This window comes from Micromonospora globbae (assembly GCF_036184225.1).
Taxonomy (GTDB): Bacteria; Actinomycetota; Actinomycetes; order Mycobacteriales; family Micromonosporaceae; genus Micromonospora; species Micromonospora globbae.
This window is the reverse complement of sequence record NZ_CP108084.1, coordinates 5078561-5093879: the sequence shown is the minus strand read 5'-3', so window position 1 is coordinate 5093879 and position 15319 is coordinate 5078561. Positions and strand designations below refer to the sequence as shown.

Here is a 15319-nt window from a genome sequence, read left to right as displayed (position 1 = left end):
CACCTGATGTAACCGATCCGTCGATATGATGATTGTGGATTCCCAACAACTTGTCAACGACATGGCGAAGGTTTAATTTCGGATCTTCAAATTGATCTGTGACATCGCCTTCGCGGTGCGTGTCACAGCCGAAGCGCCCGTCTCAGATCGACCCGGTCGGCGGGCGTAGGCTCGGGGCGTGACGGTGAGCCGGGAGATCGACGACATCCTGCAGCGCGGCGCGGACGGCGGGCGGATCACGCCCGAGGAGGCACTGCTCCTCTACACCGACGCGCCCTTCCACGCCCTCGGTGAGGCGGCCGACGCGGTGCGCCGGCGGCGCTACCCGGACAACATCGTCACGTACCTGATCGACCGCAACATCAACTACACGAACGTCTGCGTGACGGCGTGCAAGTTCTGCGCCTTCTACCGTGCCCCGAAGCACAAGGAGGGCTGGACCCACCCGACCGAGGAGATCCTGCGCCGCTGCGGCGAGGCGGTCGAGCTCGGCGCCACCCAGGTGATGCTCCAGGGCGGGCACCACCCGGACTACGGCGTGGAGTACTACGAGGAGCTGTTCTCGGCCGTCAAGCAGGCGTACCCGCAGCTCGCCATCCACTCCATCGGCCCGAGCGAGATCCTGCACATGGCCAAGGTCTCCGGGGTGAGCCTCGACGAGGCGATCGCCCGGATCAAGGCCGCCGGCCTGGACTCGATCGCCGGGGCGGGCGCCGAGATGCTGCCCGAGCGGCCGCGCAAGGCCATCGCCCCGCTGAAGGAGTCCGGCGAGCGGTGGCTGGAGGTCATGGAGCTGGCACACCGCCAGGGCCTGGAGTCGACCGCGACCATGATGATGGGCACCGGCGAGACCAACGCCGAGCGCATCGAGCACCTGCGGATGATCCGCGACGTGCAGGACCGCACCGGCGGCTTCCGGGCGTTCATCCCGTGGACGTACCAGCCGGAGAACAACCACCTCAAGGGGCGTACGCAGGCGACCACGGTGGAGTACCTGCGCCTGATCGCGGTGGCCCGGCTCTTCTTCGAGACGGTGCCGCACCTGCAGGCGTCCTGGCTGACGACCGGAAAGGACGTCGGGCAGCTCGCGCTCCACATGGGCGTCGACGACCTCGGGTCGATCATGCTGGAGGAGAACGTCATCTCGTCGGCCGGCGCCCGGCACCGGTCCAACCTGCACGAGCTGATCGGGATGATCCGGTCCGCGGACCGGATCCCCGCCCAGCGGGACACCCTCTACCACCGGCTGGCCGTCCACTGGACCCCGGAGGACGACCCGACCGACGACCGGGTGGTCTCGCACTTCTCTTCGATCGCCCTGCCGGGTGGTGGCGCCGGAAAGCCGTTGCCGCTGGTCCAGGTCAACTAGCCTGGCCGTACGACGCGACCGGCTCGCCGGGACGGGCGAGTCCTCCATCGGCCCATGAGGGCCGTTCACATAACGCAGGGCGATGCGGGCGGGATGGGTCACCATCCCGCCCGCACCGTCCATCCGGTCCCGTCCGAGTGGATGAATTCGCCTGGCCGCCGCTGGCGTCAAAGATCGACCTTCGATAACGTCCCACGGGTTCGTCACACCATTCCTCCTTCTCATCCCTAACCCCGGGGGACCGATGAGACTCATCCACCGTTCGGCGCTGGCACGCGCCGGCGCCGTGGCTCTGCTCGCCGCCGGCGGCCTGGCGACCGTGGCCGCGCCGGCGCACGCCGCCGACACGCCGGACCTCGCCGTCATTCCCATCAGCACCGAGCTGGCCAAGGGCGTCAAGGAAGCCAAGGCCAAGCCCTTCAAGTTCACCGTCCGGAACGTCGGCACCGTCGACGCGGAGAACGTCAGCTTCCGGGTGAAGACCACCGACCTCAAGCCGAAGCGGGTCGGCTTCGTGGTGCCCGACGGCTGCTTCGTCATCGACGCCGACATGTACCAGTGCAGCCTCGGAACCCTGCCGGCCGGCACCAGCGAGGACGTCGGGGTGCCGCTGTTCAGCACGGGCGGCAGGGGCGACGGCGGCGTGCTCATGGTCGGGGTCGCCACCACCACCCCGGAGCGCGACCTCGGCGACGAGATCGTCGAGGTGCCCGTCCACGTGGGCAAGCCCGGCTACGACCTGACGGCCTGGGTGCAGGACGTGCAGGCCAACGTCGTCGTCGACGGTGCGGTCGCCGACGAGCCCGACCTGAAGCCGGTCCCGCGCGGCGAGACCGTGCCGCTGGACTGGGCGGTCTACAACGACGGCAGCCGCAAGGCCACCGGCATCTTCTACGGCCTGACCCTGCCGGCCGGCGTGAGCTTCGTGCAGAAGCCGGAGGGCTGCCTCGAACAGGAGTTCCTCGGCAAGGCCCAGCTCTTCTGCGAGGACGCCGGGGCCGTGGTCAAGCCGGGCCAGTACTACACGGCGGACGTCCGGGTGAAGGTCGGCGAGGACGTCACCGAGCCGGTGCTCCACGAGGGCGACCTCTTCGCGTACGGCCTGGACGTGGCCGAGGGCGAGCCGCTGGAGGAGCCGCGGGTCGCGACGCAGCGGCAGCGGAAGACCTTCACCGAGGTCGACATGCTGGACAACCACACGACCTTCGAGGCGTTCGTGGACCTCACGGCGCAGCCGAGCCCGTCGGTCACCCCGACCGTCACCCCGACGGTCACGCCCACCGTCACCCCGACGGCGACGCCGACCCCCGGCACCACGACCACGCCGGGCGTCACGCCGAGCGCGACCGTGACCACGACGCCGGGCCCCGGCGGTGGGGGCGGCGGCGACGGTGGCGGCGGCCTGCCGGTGACCGGCGTGCAGGTCGGCCTGATCGGTGGCGTGGGCGCGGCCGTCGTGCTGGCCGGCGCCGTCCTGCTGCTGCTCTCGCGGCGCCGCCGGGTCGTGCTCGTGAACCCCGGCGACGAGGAGTCGACCGACTGAGCGGACACTCACCGACAGGGGCGGGGTGGTGCGTACCACCCCGCCCCTGCGTGTACGCGGACCCACCCGACGGTCACCGTGACGGTGGCTGGCAGAGTGGAGGGGTGAGTCGTACCCCCCAGGGCCAGCGCGCCAGCCTCGACAAGCAGCCGCACGAGGTCGCCGCGATGTTCGACGGCGTGGCGGCGCGCTACGACCTGACGAACACGATCCTCTCCTTCGGCCAGGACCGTTCGTGGCGGCGCGCCACCCGTGCCGCGCTCGGGCTGCGTCCCGGCGAGCGGGTGCTCGACGTGGGTGCCGGCACCGGGGTCTCCACGCAGGAGCTGGCCCAGTCCGGCGCGTACGCGGTCGGCGCGGACCTCTCGCTCGGCATGCTGTACGCCGGCAAGCGCACCCGCCCGAGCGTGCCGCTGCTGGCCGGGGACGCGCTGCGGCTGCCCTTCGCCGACGCCAGCTTCGACGCGGTGACCATCTCGTTCGCGCTGCGCAACGTCGCCGACACCGACGCCGCCCTGCGCGAGTTCGCCCGGGTCACCCGCCCCGGCGGCCGGCTGGTGGTGTGCGAGTTCAGCACCCCGGTCAACCCGGCGTTCCGCACCGTCTACCTGTCGTACCTCATGCGCTCGCTGCCGGCGGTGGCCCGCGCGGTCTCCAGCAACCCCGAGGCGTACGTGTACCTCGCCGAGTCGATCCGGGCCTGGCCCGACCAGGCGGCGCTCGCCGGGCGCATCGGCGCGGCCGGCTGGCGGAAGGTGGCCTGGCGCAACCTCACCGGCGGGATCGTCGCCCTGCACCGGGCCGTCCGCGACGAGGTGCCGGCGGGCCGCTGACCAGGTGCCGATGGCCGCCGGCCGAGGTGCCGGCAGCCCGGTGCCGGCGACCAGGTGCCGGCCGCCAGCGGGGGTGCCGGTAAGGCGTCATAGGGAGGCCCGGTCGGGGCGCACCCGAGCCGCGCCTTCCTCTTTTTCGTGAATATCCGATTTTCGTCCACTTTGCGCGTAAGCTCGCCCCCATGACGGGACCAGAGCCGGCGGACAGGGTGGACGCCACCGACGACGACGCCGCCGAACTCATCGCGCAACTGCGGGAGCTTGCCGGCGCGGACCCGGCCGACGTCCGTCAGGTGGTCGCCGAGGTGCTCGCCGCGCTCGACCGCGCCGCCGGCGGCGCCCTGCGCGAGCACCTGCCCGAGACGATCCGCGTCGACGCGGGGCTGGACGCGCCCAGCCGAGCGTGACACCGAGTGCGTTTTCGCGCATCTCAGGCGTCACATCGGCAACTTAGGCCCCCCTGATAAGACCCGGTTGAGACGTCGGTCATAGACTCCCAGCGTCTGGCTTGTGAAGCATTTCACGAGCACGCGGGAGGAGGCACGGATGACCGCGGTGGAGCATGACGCCGACGTGATCGTCGTCGGTGCCGGGCCCGGTGGGTCGGCGACCGCGTACCACCTCGCCCGCCACGGGGTGCGGGTGCTGCTGCTGGAGAAGACCGAGTTCCCGCGGGAGAAGGTCTGCGGCGACGGGCTGACCCCCCGCGCCGTACGCCAACTCGTGCGGATGGGCGTCGACACCTCGCCCGAGGCGGGCTGGCTGCACAACCGGGGCCTGCGGGTCATCGGGGGCGGCGTCCGGCTGGAGCTGGACTGGCCCGACCTCGCGAGCTTCCCCAACTACGGGCTGGTCCGCACCCGGATGGACTTCGACCAGCTGCTCGCCGAGCGGGCCGTCGCCGCGGGCGCCACGCTGCGCACCAGCGCGAACGTCACCGGCCCGGTGCTCGACGCGGACGGGCGGGTGGTCGGCGTGCAGGCCGAGGTCGGCCCGGAGAAGGCCCCCGCGACGTTCCACGCCCCGCTGGTCGTCGCGGCCGACGGTGTCTCCGGCCGCTTCCCCCTCGCGCTCGGGCTGGCCAAGCGGGAGGACCGGCCGATCGGCGTGGCCGTACGCCGCTACTACCGGTCCCCGGCCAAGCACGACGACAACTACCTCGAGTCCTGGCTGGAGCTGCGCAGCAAGGAGAGCGGGGACAACCTCCTGCCCGGGTACGGCTGGATCTTCGGCCTCGGCGACGGCCGGGTCAACGTCGGCCTCGGTGTGCTGAACTCGTCCTCCGCGTTCGGCAAGACCAACTACCGCCGGCTGCTCACCGACTGGCTCGCCAACACCCCGGCCGACTGGGGCATGACCGACGAGGCGAACGCCGACGGCCCGATCCTCGGTGCCGCGCTGCCGATGGGCTTCAACCGCGTCCCGCACTACACGCGGGGCGTGCTGCTGGTCGGCGACTCCGGCGGCATGGTGAACCCGTTCAACGGCGAGGGCATCGCGTACGCCATGGAGTCCGGCGAACTGGCCGCCGAGGTCGCCGTGCAGGCGCTCGCCCGGCCGGCGGGCGCCGACCGCGAGCGGGCGTTGCAGGTCTACCCGGCCGAGCTGAAGGCCCGGTTCGGGGGCTACTACCGGCTCGGCGGCATCTTCGTGAAGCTGATCGGCCGCCCCGAGATCATGCGGATGGCGACCAAGCACGGGATGCCGCACCCGACGCTGATGCGCTTCGTGCTCAAGCTGCTGGCGAACCTCACCGATCCGCGCGGCGGAGACGCGATGGACCGGGTCATCAACGCGATGACGAAGGTGGCGCCAGCGGTGTGAGGACGGCGGCCGTGACCTGCGAGGGAAGCGGACCGCGAAGGACGGACCCGCCCCCGGCCGAGGACGGTTCGGGGGACGTGAATAGTGTGATTCTCGTCAACCACGAGGGCAGGGAAGGACGAGCAGGAGAAGAAGATGTCGCTCTCGCCTTACGCACCCATCGTCGGGCTGTTCGCCCTCGCCGCGGCGTTCGCGCTGTTCTCCGTGGCCGCCGCCCGCTTCGCCGGTCCCCGGCGCTACAACAAGGCCAAACTCGAGGCGTACGAGTGCGGCATCGAGCCCAGCCCGCAGCCGGTGGGCGGCGGGCGGTTCCCGGTCAAGTTCTACCTGACGGCGATGCTGTTCATCGTCTTCGATATCGAGATCATCTTCCTCTACCCCTGGGCGGTCTCGTTCGACGCCCTGCCGATCTTCGGCTTCGTGGAGATGGTCCTGTTCATCGTCGCGGTCTTCGTCGCGTACGCCTATGTCTGGCGGCGCGGCGGCCTGGACTGGGACTGAGGAAGGAACGTCAGATGGGCATCGAGGAGAAGCTCCCCGCGGGCATCCTGCTCACCTCGGTGGAGAAGCTGGTCAACTGGTCCCGGAAGTCGTCCTTCTGGGGCGCCACGTTCGGCCTGGCCTGCTGCGCCATCGAGATGATGGCGGCCGGCGGCCCCCACTACGACATGGGCCGCTGGGGCATGGAGGTGTTCCGCGCCTCGCCCCGGCAGGCGGACCTGATGATCGTGGCCGGCCGGGTGAGCCAGAAGATGGCACCGGTCCTGCGCCAGATCTACGACCAGATGGCCGAGCCCCGCTGGGTGCTCTCGATGGGCGTCTGCGCCAGCAGCGGCGGCATGTTCAACAACTACGCGATCGTGCAGGGCGTCGACCACATCGTGCCGGTCGACATGTACCTGCCCGGCTGCCCGCCCCGGCCCGAGATGCTCATCGACGCGATCCTCAAGCTCCGCGAGAAGATCATGCACGAGCCGCTCGGCCCGAACGGGCGCAAGATGCTCGAGGCTCGCAAGGAGCGCGGCGACGTTCCGGTCGTCCCCTACGGCTCGATGCCGTCGTCGTACCGCAGTGACAAGGCCCGCCGCGCCGAGTGGACCAAGGCCGTCCGCGAGGGCCGCGAGGAGCAGCTGCGGATCGAGAACTGGATGAAGGCCCAGAACCATGTGCAGCAGTACGGGGGCGTGAGGAAGTGACCGCACCGCAGGACAAGCCGAACGACGGCGGTGTGCCGGTACCGGTGACCCCGGCCGGTGCCAGCAGCGGCGCGCCCGCCGAGCACCCGCCGTCGAGCCCCGCCGGCCGCGGCATGTTCGGCAACCAGGGCTCGGGCGACGTCTCCGGCTACGGAGGGCTCGTCCGCCAGCGCCGGCCGATCGAGGCGGCCTCGCGGCCGTTCGGCGGCTACTTCGACGAGGTGTACGACGCGCTCGAGGAGGCGTACCCGGGCTTCGCCGACGCCATCGAGAAGGTCGTGGTCGACCGCGGCGAGCTGACCCTGCACATCCGCCCGGAGCGGATCGCCGAGGTCTGCCAGGTGATGCGCGACGACCTGGCGCTGCGGTTCGAACTCTGCTCCTCGGTGTCCGGCGTGGACTACCTGGGGGCGGACGAGCGCCGCCTGCACGTCGTCTACCACCTCACCTCGATGACGTACCGCCGCCGGGTCCGGCTGGAGGCCGCGGTCCCCGTCGAGGACCCCCACCTGCCCAGCGTCACCGCGGTCTACCCGACCGCGGACTGGCAGGAGCGCGAGGCGTACGACATGTTCGGCATCGTCTTCGACGGCCACCCCAGCCTGACCCGGATCCTCATGCCGGACGACTGGGAGGGGCACCCGCAGCGCAAGGACTACCCGCTGGGCGGTGTGCCGGTCGAGTACAAGGGCGCCGAGATTCCACCGCCAGACCGCCGGAGGTCGTACCAGTGATCGGTGCGAGGAGTGAGCTTGCGAGCCCCGCAGTCCCGATCGGAGGGCTGAAATGACCACTTCCAACTACGCGACCGAGCGGGAGACCACCGAGGGCAAGGTCTTCACCGTCACCGGTGGGGACTGGGACACGGTCGTCTCCGGCACCGACCCGATCAACGACGAGCGGATCGTCGTCAACATGGGTCCGCAGCACCCGTCCACCCACGGCGTGCTGCGGCTGATCCTGGAGCTGGAGGGCGAGACGGTCCGCGAGGCCCGCTCGGTCATCGGCTACCTGCACACCGGTATCGAGAAGAACCTCGAGTACCGCACCTGGGTCCAGGGCAGCACGTTCGTGACCCGCATGGACTACCTGTCGCCGCTGTTCAACGAGACGGCGTACGCGCTCGCGGTGGAGAAGCTGCTCGGCATCAGCGACGACATCACCGAGCGGGCCAACACGATCCGGGTGCTCATGATGGAGCTCAACCGGATCTCCTCGCACCTGGTCTGGATCGCCACCACCGGCATGGAGCTCGGCGCGATCTCGATCATGCTGTACGGCTTCCGCGAGCGGGAGTACATCCTCGAGATCTTCGAGATCATCACGGGTCTGCGGATGAACCACGCGTACGTCCGCCCCGGCGGCGTGGCACAGGACGTGCCGGAGGACGCGATCATCAAGATCCGCGAGTTCCTCAAGCTGATGCCGAAGCGGCTCAAGGAGTACGAGGACCTCCTCTCCGGCCAGCCCATCTGGATCGAGCGGACGAAGAACGTCGCGGTGCTCGACGTGACCGGCTGCCTGGCGCTGGGCGTCACGGGCCCGGTCCTGCGCTCCGCCGGTCTCGCCTGGGACCTGCGCAAGACCATGCCGTACTGCGGTTACGAGACGTACGAGTTCGACGTCCCGACGCACACCGACGGCGACGTGTGGGGCCGCTACCAGGTCCGGCTCGCCGAGATCCGGGAGTCGCTGAAGATCGTCGAGCAGGCGGTGGACCGGCTGGCCAAGCCCGGCCCGGTGATGGTCGCCGACCGCAAGATCGCCTGGCCGGCGCAGCTCGCCATCGGCATCGACGGCATGGGCAACTCGCTCGAGCACGTCGCGAAGATCATGGGCCAGTCGATGGAGTCGCTCATCCACCACTTCAAGCTGGTCACCGAGGGCTTCCGGGTCCCGCCCGGCCAGGTGTACGTCGCCATCGAGTCGCCCCGCGGCGAGCTGGGCGTCCACGCGGTGTCCGACGGCGGCACCCGGCCGTACCGGGTGCACTACCGGGAACCGAGCTTCGTCAACCTCCAGGCCCTCCCGGCGATCTCCGAGGGCGGCCTGATCGCCGACGTGATCGCCGGCGGCGCCTCCCTGGACCCCGTGATGGGTGGTTGTGACCGGTGAGTGCGAGGAGTGAGCTTGCGAGCCCCGCAGTCGCGAACGGAAGGCGGCTCTGATGACTGTGTTCACTGAAGAGACGCGGGCGCGGGCGCGGGAGATCATCGCCCGGTACCCGGCGGACCGGTCCCGCTCGGCCCTGCTCCCGCTGCTGCACCTCGTGCAGGCCGAGGAGGGGTACGTCTCCCCGGCGGGCGTGGAGTTCTGCGCCGAGGTGCTGGGGCTGAACAAGGCCCAGGTCGGTGCCGTGGCCACCTTCTACACCATGTACAAGCGCCGGCCGACCGGTGACTACCTGGTCAGCGTCTGCACCAACACCATGTGCAACGTGCTGGGCGGCCAGGAGGTCTACGACACCCTCTCCGAGCACCTCGGCGTGGGCCACGACGAGACCACCGCCGACGGGAAGATCACCCTGGAGCACGCGGAGTGCCTGGCCGCCTGCGACTACGGCCCGGTCATGACCGTCAACTACGACTTCTTCGACAACGTCGACCCGCAGACGGCGGTCGGTGTGGTCGACGAGCTGCGCGCCGGTGGCCGGCCGATGCCGACCCGGGGCGCCCGACTCTGCACGCTCAAGGAGATGGCCGTCCAGCTCGCCGGTTTCGCCGACGAGCGGGAGGGCGCGGTGGCCGACGGCGGGCCGGGCGAGCCGAGCCTGCGCGGCCTGCGCCTGGCGCAGCAGCACGGCATCTCGGTGTCGGGCTTCGACCCGAACACGCCGATCCGCAGCAAGGCCGAGGCCGAGAAGGCCGCCGCCGAGGCGAAGGCGCGGGCGGAGGCCGAGAAGGCCAAGGCCGAGGCCGCCGCCCCGGCCGTCCAGGCCAAGGGCGGTGACGGCGCGTCGGCCCCGACCGGGGTCGAGACGGCGACGCCGGAGCAGGCCGCCGGCAGCACCACGCGGGACGTCAAGGCGCCCGACGACACCTCGCCGCAGGTGCGTACGGCCCAGACCCGGCAGCCCGACGCGGCCACGGCCGTGCCGGACGCCCCCGGCACCAAGGTCCCCTCGGACCCGGTGCCGCCGGCGCCCCGCGACGCGCAGGAGGCGGAGGCCGCCGGCGCGGCCGCCAACCCGCCGGCCGGTGACGCCAAGCCCGCCGGCGACGAGGCCGGGGCGCGGGAGCGCAACCTCAAGGAAGCGGAGGCCGGGAAGGGTGCCACGGGCACCGGCCCGGCCGTCGCGAGCGAGACGGGGGGCCAGAAGTGACCACTCCTCGGCCGGAGACGCTGGCGAAGCTCACGCCGGTGCTCACCAAGCGGTGGCTGTCGCCGGACGCCTGGCGGATCGGCACCTACGAGAAGCTGGACGGCTACGCGGCGCTGCGCAAGGCGCTCAAGGCCCACCCGGACGACCTGATCCAGCTGGTGAAGGACTCCGGGCTGCGCGGGCGTGGCGGCGCCGGCTTCCCCACCGGTCTCAAGTGGGGCTTCATCCCGCAGGGCGACGGGAAGCCGCACTACCTCGTCGTCAACGCCGACGAGGGCGAGCCGGGCACCTGCAAGGACCTGCCGCTGATGACGTACGACCCGCACTCGCTGGTCGAGGGCGTCATCATCGCCTCGTACGCGATCCGCGCCAACCGGGCGTACATCTACATCCGGGGCGAGGCCGTGCACGCGGCGCGGCGGCTGCGCAACGCCGTGCAGGAGGCGTACGCCAAGGGTTACCTCGGCCGCAACATCCTCGGCTCGGGCTTCGACCTCGAACTGGTGGTGCACTCGGGCGCCGGGGCGTACATCTGCGGCGAGGAGACGGCGCTGCTCGACTCGCTGGAGGGCTTCCGGGGCCAGCCCCGCCTCCGTCCGCCGTTCCCGGCGACCCACGGCCTGTACGCGAGCCCGACGGTGGTCAACAACGTCGGCACCATCGCGAGCGTGCCCTACATCGTGCTGGGCGGCGCCGAGTGGTGGAAGACCATGGGCACGGAGAAGTCCTCCGGGCCGATGATCTACTCGCTCTCCGGCCGGATCGTGAACCCAGGCCAGTACGAGTGCTCGATGGGCATCACCCTGCGCGAGCTGCTCGAACTGGCCGGCGGGATGCAGCCGGGGCACAACCTGAAGTTCTGGACGCCGGGCGGCTCGTCGACGCCGCTGCTCACGGCCGAGCACCTGGACGTGCCGCTCGACTTCGAGTCCGTGGCGGCGGCCGGCTCGATCCTCGGCACCACGGCCACCCAGATCTTCTCCGACCAGGACTGCCCGGTCTACGCGACGTACCGGTGGCTGGAGTTCTACCACCACGAGTCGTGCGGCAAGTGCACGCCGTGCCGTGAGGGCAACTACTGGATGGTCCGGGTGTACCGGCGGATCCTCTCCGGCCAGGGCACCTACGAGGACCTGGACACCCTGCTCGACACCTGCGACAACATCCTCGGGCGCTCGTTCTGCGGTCTGGGCGACGGCGCGACCAGCTCGGTGACCTCGTCGCTGCAGTACTTCAAGCAGGACTACCTCGACTACATCGAGGGCCGCACCGCTCCGAAGCTGTCGGAGAAGACCCTGGTAGGGGCCCACTGATGAGCGCGAGGAACGAGCTTGCGAGTCCCAGCCGCGAGCGCGAGGAGAGAGCGCAGCGAGCCTCGCAGTCGCGAGCAGACGCAGGCACAGTCGCGAGTGGAAGGCGACTCTGATGACCGACGTAGCCAAGAAGACCGACACGGTCACCCTCACCATCGACGGCGTCGAGGTCACCGCTCCGAAGGGGGCGCTGCTGATCCGGGTCGCCGAGCAGATGGGCATCGCGATCCCGCGGTTCTGCGACCACCCGCTGCTGGCGCCGGCCGGCGCGTGCCGGCAGTGCCTCGTCGAGGTGGAGGGACAGCGCAAGCCCGTCGCCTCCTGCACGCAGACGGTCGCCGACGGCATGGTGGTCCGCACCCAGCTCACCTCCCCGGTCGCCAAGAAGGCGCAGGAGGGTGTGATGGAGCTGCTGCTGCTCAACCACCCGCTCGACTGCCCGATGTGTGACAAGGGCGGCGAGTGCCCGCTGCAGAACCAGGCCATGTCGACCGGGCGCACCGACTCCCGGTTCCACGAGCACAAGCGGGAGTACCCGAAGCCGCTGCCGATCAGCACCCAGGTGCTGCTCGACCGGGAGCGCTGCGTGCTCTGCCAGCGGTGCACCCGGTTCTCCGAGGAGATCGCCGGCGACAAGTTCATCGACCTGATGAACCGGTCGTCCGCCGAGGAGATCAACATCTACCGGGACGACGCGTACGGCGCCGAGGGCGACACCGGCGACGTGCCGTTCAACTCCTACTTCTCCGGCAACACCGTGCAGATCTGCCCGGTCGGCGCGCTGACCGGCGCCCAGTACCGGTTCCGGGCCCGCCCGTTCGACCTGGTCTCCAGCCCGAGCGTGTGCGAGCACTGCTCGGCCGGCTGCGCCCAGCGCACCGACTGGCGGCGGGGCAAGGTGCTGCGCCGCCTTGCCGGCGACGACCCGACGGTGAACGAGGAGTGGAACTGCGACAAGGGGCGGTGGGGCTTCCAGTACACCCGCGCCTTCGACCGCCTCACCACGCCGCTGGTCCGCGACGAGCGCACCGGTGAGCTGCGGGAGGCGTCGTGGAGCGAGGCCCTCGCCGTGGCCGCCGAGGGGCTGCGCGCCGCCCGGGACGCCGGGCAGGGCACGGCGGTGCTCACCGGCGGCCGGCTGACCGTCGAGGACGCCTACGCGTACGCGAAGTTCGCGCGGGTCGCCCTGAACACCAACGACATCGACTTCCGCGCCCGGCCGGTCTCCCGCGAGGAGGCCGACTTCCTGGCCAGCTCGGTCGCCGGCGTCACCGACGTGACGTACGCCGACGTCGAGAAGGCGCCGGCCGTCGTGCTGGTCGGGCTGGAGCCGGAGGAGGAGTGCCCGGTCCTCTTCCTGCGGCTGCGCAAGGCGTACCTGAAGAAGACGCTGACGGTGTACGCGATCGCCCCGTTCGCCACCCGCGGCCTGGAGAAGCTCGGCGCCAAGCTCGCCCGGGTGGTGCCGGGCGAGGAGGCCAGCGTGCTCGCCGAGCACGCCACGGTCGCCGAGGCGCTGAGCGCCGAGGGCGCCATCCTCATCGTCGGCGAGCGGCTCGCCGAGGTGCCGGGTGGTCTGTCCGCCGCCGCCGACGTCGCACGGCGTACGGGCGCGAAGCTGGCCTGGGTGCCGCGGCGCGCCGGTGACCGCGGCGCCGTCGACGCCGGGTGCCTGCCGAACCTGCTCCCCGGCGGGCGGCTCGTCACCGAGCCGGCCGCCCGCGCCGAGCTGGGCGAGGCGTGGGACATCCCGGCCGGCGTGATCCCGAGCCAGGCCGGCCGCGACACCGACGGCATCATCACGGCCGCCGCCAACGGGCAGCTCGGCGCCCTGGTCGTGGCCGGCGTCGACCCGGCCGACCTGGCCGACCCGCGCCTCGCGGAGCAGGCCCTGGACACCGTGCCGTTCCTGGTCAGCCTGGAGCTCCGCAACAGCGCCGTGGCCCGGCGCGCCGACGTGGTGTTCCCGGTCGCACCGGTGGACGAGAAGGCCGGCAGCTTCGTGGACTGGGAGGGGCGCCTGCGCACCTTCGAGGCGGTGCTGCAGACCGGCGCGATGACCGACGCCCGGGTGCTCGACGCGCTCGCCGCCCAGCTCGACGTGCGGCTCGGCACCGGCGACGTGCCGAGCATCCGTCGGGAGCTGGGTTCGCTTCCGCCGACCCGGACGACCCGCCCCGCCGCCCCGGCCGTGGAGCCGGCCGCCGTGCCGCAGCCGGGCGCCGGCGAGGCGGTGCTCGCCACCTGGCACCAGCTCATCGACCTGGGCAGCCTGCTCGACGGCGACGAGCACCTCGCCGGCACCGCCCGCCCGCCGCTGGTCCGGCTGGGCAAGGGCACCGCCGAGGCGCTCGGCGTCGCGGACGGCGACGCGGTCACGGTCGGCACCGACCGGGGCGCGCTGACGCTGCCGGTCGCCATCACCGAGATGCCGGACGGCGTCGTCTGGCTGCCGACCAACTCGCCCGGCGCGACCGTCCGGCGCAGCCTCGGCGCGACCTCCGGCACGGTGGTGCGGATCTCGGCCGCCACGGCGGCCCCTGTCGTGAACGGAGGGGGCGTCCAGTGAGAGCGATCTACCTGGCCCAGGACCCGACCCTGGCCGACTTCGGCCGGGACCCGTGGTGGCTGGTCGTCGGCAAGGTGCTCTTCGCCTTCGTCTTCGCGGTGCTGGCCACCCTGCTCGGTGTGTGGTTCGAGCGGCGCGTGGTCGGCTTCATGCAGGTGCGGCCCGGCCCCAACCAGGTCGGCCCGCTCGGCCTGCTCCAGACGCTGGCCGACGGTCTGAAGATGGCCTTCAAGGAGGACATCCTGCCGCGGGCCGCCGACAAGGTCGTCTACTTCTTCGCGCCGACGATCTCGGTGATCTGCGCGGTCACCGCGCTGTCGGTGGTGCCGTTCGGCCCGATGGTGAGCATCTTCGGCCACTGGACGCCGCTGCAGGTCACCGACGTCTCGGTGGCGGTGCTCGTGCTGCTGGCCTGCTCCTCGATGGGCATCTACGGCATCGTGCTCGGCGGCTGGGCGTCCGGCTCCACGTACCCGCTCCTGGGCGGTCTGCGGTCCACCGCCCAGATGATCTCGTACGAGGTCGCGATGGGGCTCAGCATCGTGGCGGTCTTCATGACGGCCGGCACGATGAGCACCAGCGGGATCGTCGCCGCGCAGGGTGACGCCACCCGGGTCACCGTGTTCGGGACGGAGATCCCGGCGCCCGGCTGGTACGCGATCCTGCTGCTGCCGAGCTTCGTCATCTTCTTCATCGCCATCGTCGGCGAGACGAACCGGGCGCCGTTCGACCTGCCGGAGGCGGAGTCCGAGCTGGTGGCGGGCTTCATGACCGAGTACAGCTCGCTGAAGTTCGCGCTCTTCATGCTCTCCGAGTACGTGTCGATGGTGACCATGTCGGCGGTCACCGTGACGCTGTTCCTCGGTGGCTGGCGGGCGCCGTGGCCGATCACGCTCTGGGAGGGCGCGAACTCCGGCTGGTGGCCGATGCTGTGGTTCTTCGGCAAGGTCATCATGCTCGTCTTCGTGTTCGTCTGGCTGCGCGGCACGCTGCCCCGGCTGCGCTACGACCAGTTCATGCGCTTCGGCTGGAAGGTGCTGCTGCCGATCAACCTGGTCTGGATCCTCGTCCTCAGCGGCCTGCGGTCGATCGAGGACTGGGACACCCGCGGCAAGCTGATCGCCGTCGGGATCCCGGCCGGCCTGCTGCTGCTCGCCACGCTGTTCTGGCCGAGCCGCAAGCCGCAGCCGAGGCCGACCGTTCAGGAGCAGGTCAACAACCGTCCGCACGGCAGCTTCCCGCTGCCGCCGATGGACCTTCAGGTTCCACCGAGCCCGCGCACCAGGCGCGTGGTCGCCGAGCGGGAGCCGGCCAACACCGTTGCCGGCCCGGAGTCCAGGGAGGTGTGAC

At 71.1% G+C, this 15319-nt stretch carries 13 protein-coding genes; all 13 read left to right on the top strand.

Annotated elements, in window-relative coordinates; genetic code table 11:
• Window positions 1–178: 178 nt before the first annotated feature.
• The 13 genes from mqnC (at window position 179) to nuoH (ending at window position 15318) form a co-directional block, all read left to right on the top strand.
• Complete coding sequence (gene mqnC, locus OG994_RS22940; protein ID WP_120327979.1) at window positions 179–1369, top strand: cyclic dehypoxanthinyl futalosine synthase; 1191 nt, start codon at window positions 179–181, stop codon at window positions 1367–1369.
• 244 nt (window positions 1370–1613) lie between these two features.
• Window positions 1614–2912: a COG1361 family protein gene (locus OG994_RS22935; protein WP_328850933.1), complete on the top strand. Its 1299-nt coding sequence runs from the start codon at window positions 1614–1616 to the stop codon at window positions 2910–2912.
• A gap of 104 nt (window positions 2913–3016) precedes the next feature.
• Window positions 3017–3745: a demethylmenaquinone methyltransferase gene (locus tag OG994_RS22930; RefSeq protein WP_328850932.1), complete on the top strand. Its 729-nt coding sequence runs from the start codon at window positions 3017–3019 to the stop codon at window positions 3743–3745.
• A gap of 182 nt (window positions 3746–3927) precedes the next feature.
• Window positions 3928–4152 (top strand): hypothetical protein, encoded by a 225-nt coding sequence (locus OG994_RS22925; protein ID WP_120327976.1) that lies wholly within the window; start codon window positions 3928–3930, stop codon window positions 4150–4152.
• A gap of 139 nt (window positions 4153–4291) precedes the next feature.
• On the top strand, window positions 4292–5569 hold the full coding sequence (locus OG994_RS22920) for a geranylgeranyl reductase family protein (RefSeq protein WP_328850931.1): 1278 nt from the start codon (window positions 4292–4294) through the stop codon (window positions 5567–5569).
• A gap of 135 nt (window positions 5570–5704) precedes the next feature.
• Window positions 5705–6070 carry an NADH-quinone oxidoreductase subunit A gene (locus OG994_RS22915; RefSeq protein ID WP_120327974.1) on the top strand — a complete coding sequence of 122 codons (366 nt, stop codon included), beginning with the start codon at window positions 5705–5707 and terminating at the stop codon, window positions 6068–6070.
• Between the two features lie 14 nt (window positions 6071–6084).
• Window positions 6085–6765 (top strand): NuoB/complex I 20 kDa subunit family protein, encoded by a 681-nt coding sequence (locus tag OG994_RS22910; RefSeq protein WP_328850930.1) that lies wholly within the window; start codon window positions 6085–6087, stop codon window positions 6763–6765.
• Window positions 6762–7499, top strand: a complete 738-nt coding sequence (locus OG994_RS22905) for an NADH-quinone oxidoreductase subunit C (protein WP_120327972.1) — start codon at window positions 6762–6764, stop codon at window positions 7497–7499. Before OG994_RS22910 ends, OG994_RS22905 begins: the two co-directional genes overlap by 4 nt.
• A gap of 52 nt (window positions 7500–7551) precedes the next feature.
• The gene (locus tag OG994_RS22900) at window positions 7552–8880 is read left to right on the top strand and encodes an NADH-quinone oxidoreductase subunit D (protein WP_120327971.1); all 1329 of its coding nucleotides are present in this window, start codon (window positions 7552–7554) and stop codon (window positions 8878–8880) included.
• Window positions 8881–8932: 52 nt separating this feature from the next.
• Window positions 8933–10087: an NADH-quinone oxidoreductase subunit NuoE gene (gene nuoE / locus OG994_RS22895; RefSeq protein ID WP_328850929.1), complete on the top strand. Its 1155-nt coding sequence runs from the start codon at window positions 8933–8935 to the stop codon at window positions 10085–10087.
• Complete coding sequence (gene nuoF, locus OG994_RS22890) at window positions 10084–11400, top strand: NADH-quinone oxidoreductase subunit NuoF (protein ID WP_120327969.1); 1317 nt, start codon at window positions 10084–10086, stop codon at window positions 11398–11400. The genes nuoE and nuoF overlap by 4 nt, the downstream gene beginning before the upstream one ends.
• Window positions 11401–11512: 112 nt before the next feature.
• Entirely contained in the window at window positions 11513–13969 is a 2457-nt protein-coding gene (locus OG994_RS22885; RefSeq protein ID WP_328850928.1) for an NADH-quinone oxidoreductase subunit G, read from the top strand.
• Window positions 13966–15318, top strand: a complete 1353-nt coding sequence (gene nuoH / locus OG994_RS22880; protein WP_120327967.1) for an NADH-quinone oxidoreductase subunit NuoH — start codon at window positions 13966–13968, stop codon at window positions 15316–15318. The genes OG994_RS22885 and nuoH overlap by 4 nt, the downstream gene beginning before the upstream one ends.
• Window position 15319 lies beyond the last annotated feature (1 nt).

Bases quoted from the DNA above. Each gene is read 5' to 3' on its own strand.
- OG994_RS22935 (WP_328850933.1), top strand. From the start codon at position 1,614: ATGAGACTCATCCACCGTTCGGCGCTGGCACGCGCCGGCGCCGTGGCT.
- OG994_RS22925 (WP_120327976.1), top strand. From the start codon at position 3,928: ATGACGGGACCAGAGCCGGCGGACAGGGTGGACGCCACCGACGACGAC.
- OG994_RS22920 (WP_328850931.1), top strand. From the start codon at position 4,292: ATGACCGCGGTGGAGCATGACGCCGACGTGATCGTCGTCGGTGCCGGG.
- OG994_RS22915 (WP_120327974.1), top strand. From the start codon at position 5,705: ATGTCGCTCTCGCCTTACGCACCCATCGTCGGGCTGTTCGCCCTCGCC.
- OG994_RS22910 (WP_328850930.1), top strand. From the start codon at position 6,085: ATGGGCATCGAGGAGAAGCTCCCCGCGGGCATCCTGCTCACCTCGGTG.
- OG994_RS22900 (WP_120327971.1), top strand. From the start codon at position 7,552: ATGACCACTTCCAACTACGCGACCGAGCGGGAGACCACCGAGGGCAAG.
- nuoE (WP_328850929.1), top strand. From the start codon at position 8,933: ATGACTGTGTTCACTGAAGAGACGCGGGCGCGGGCGCGGGAGATCATC.
- OG994_RS22885 (WP_328850928.1), top strand. From the start codon at position 11,513: ATGACCGACGTAGCCAAGAAGACCGACACGGTCACCCTCACCATCGAC.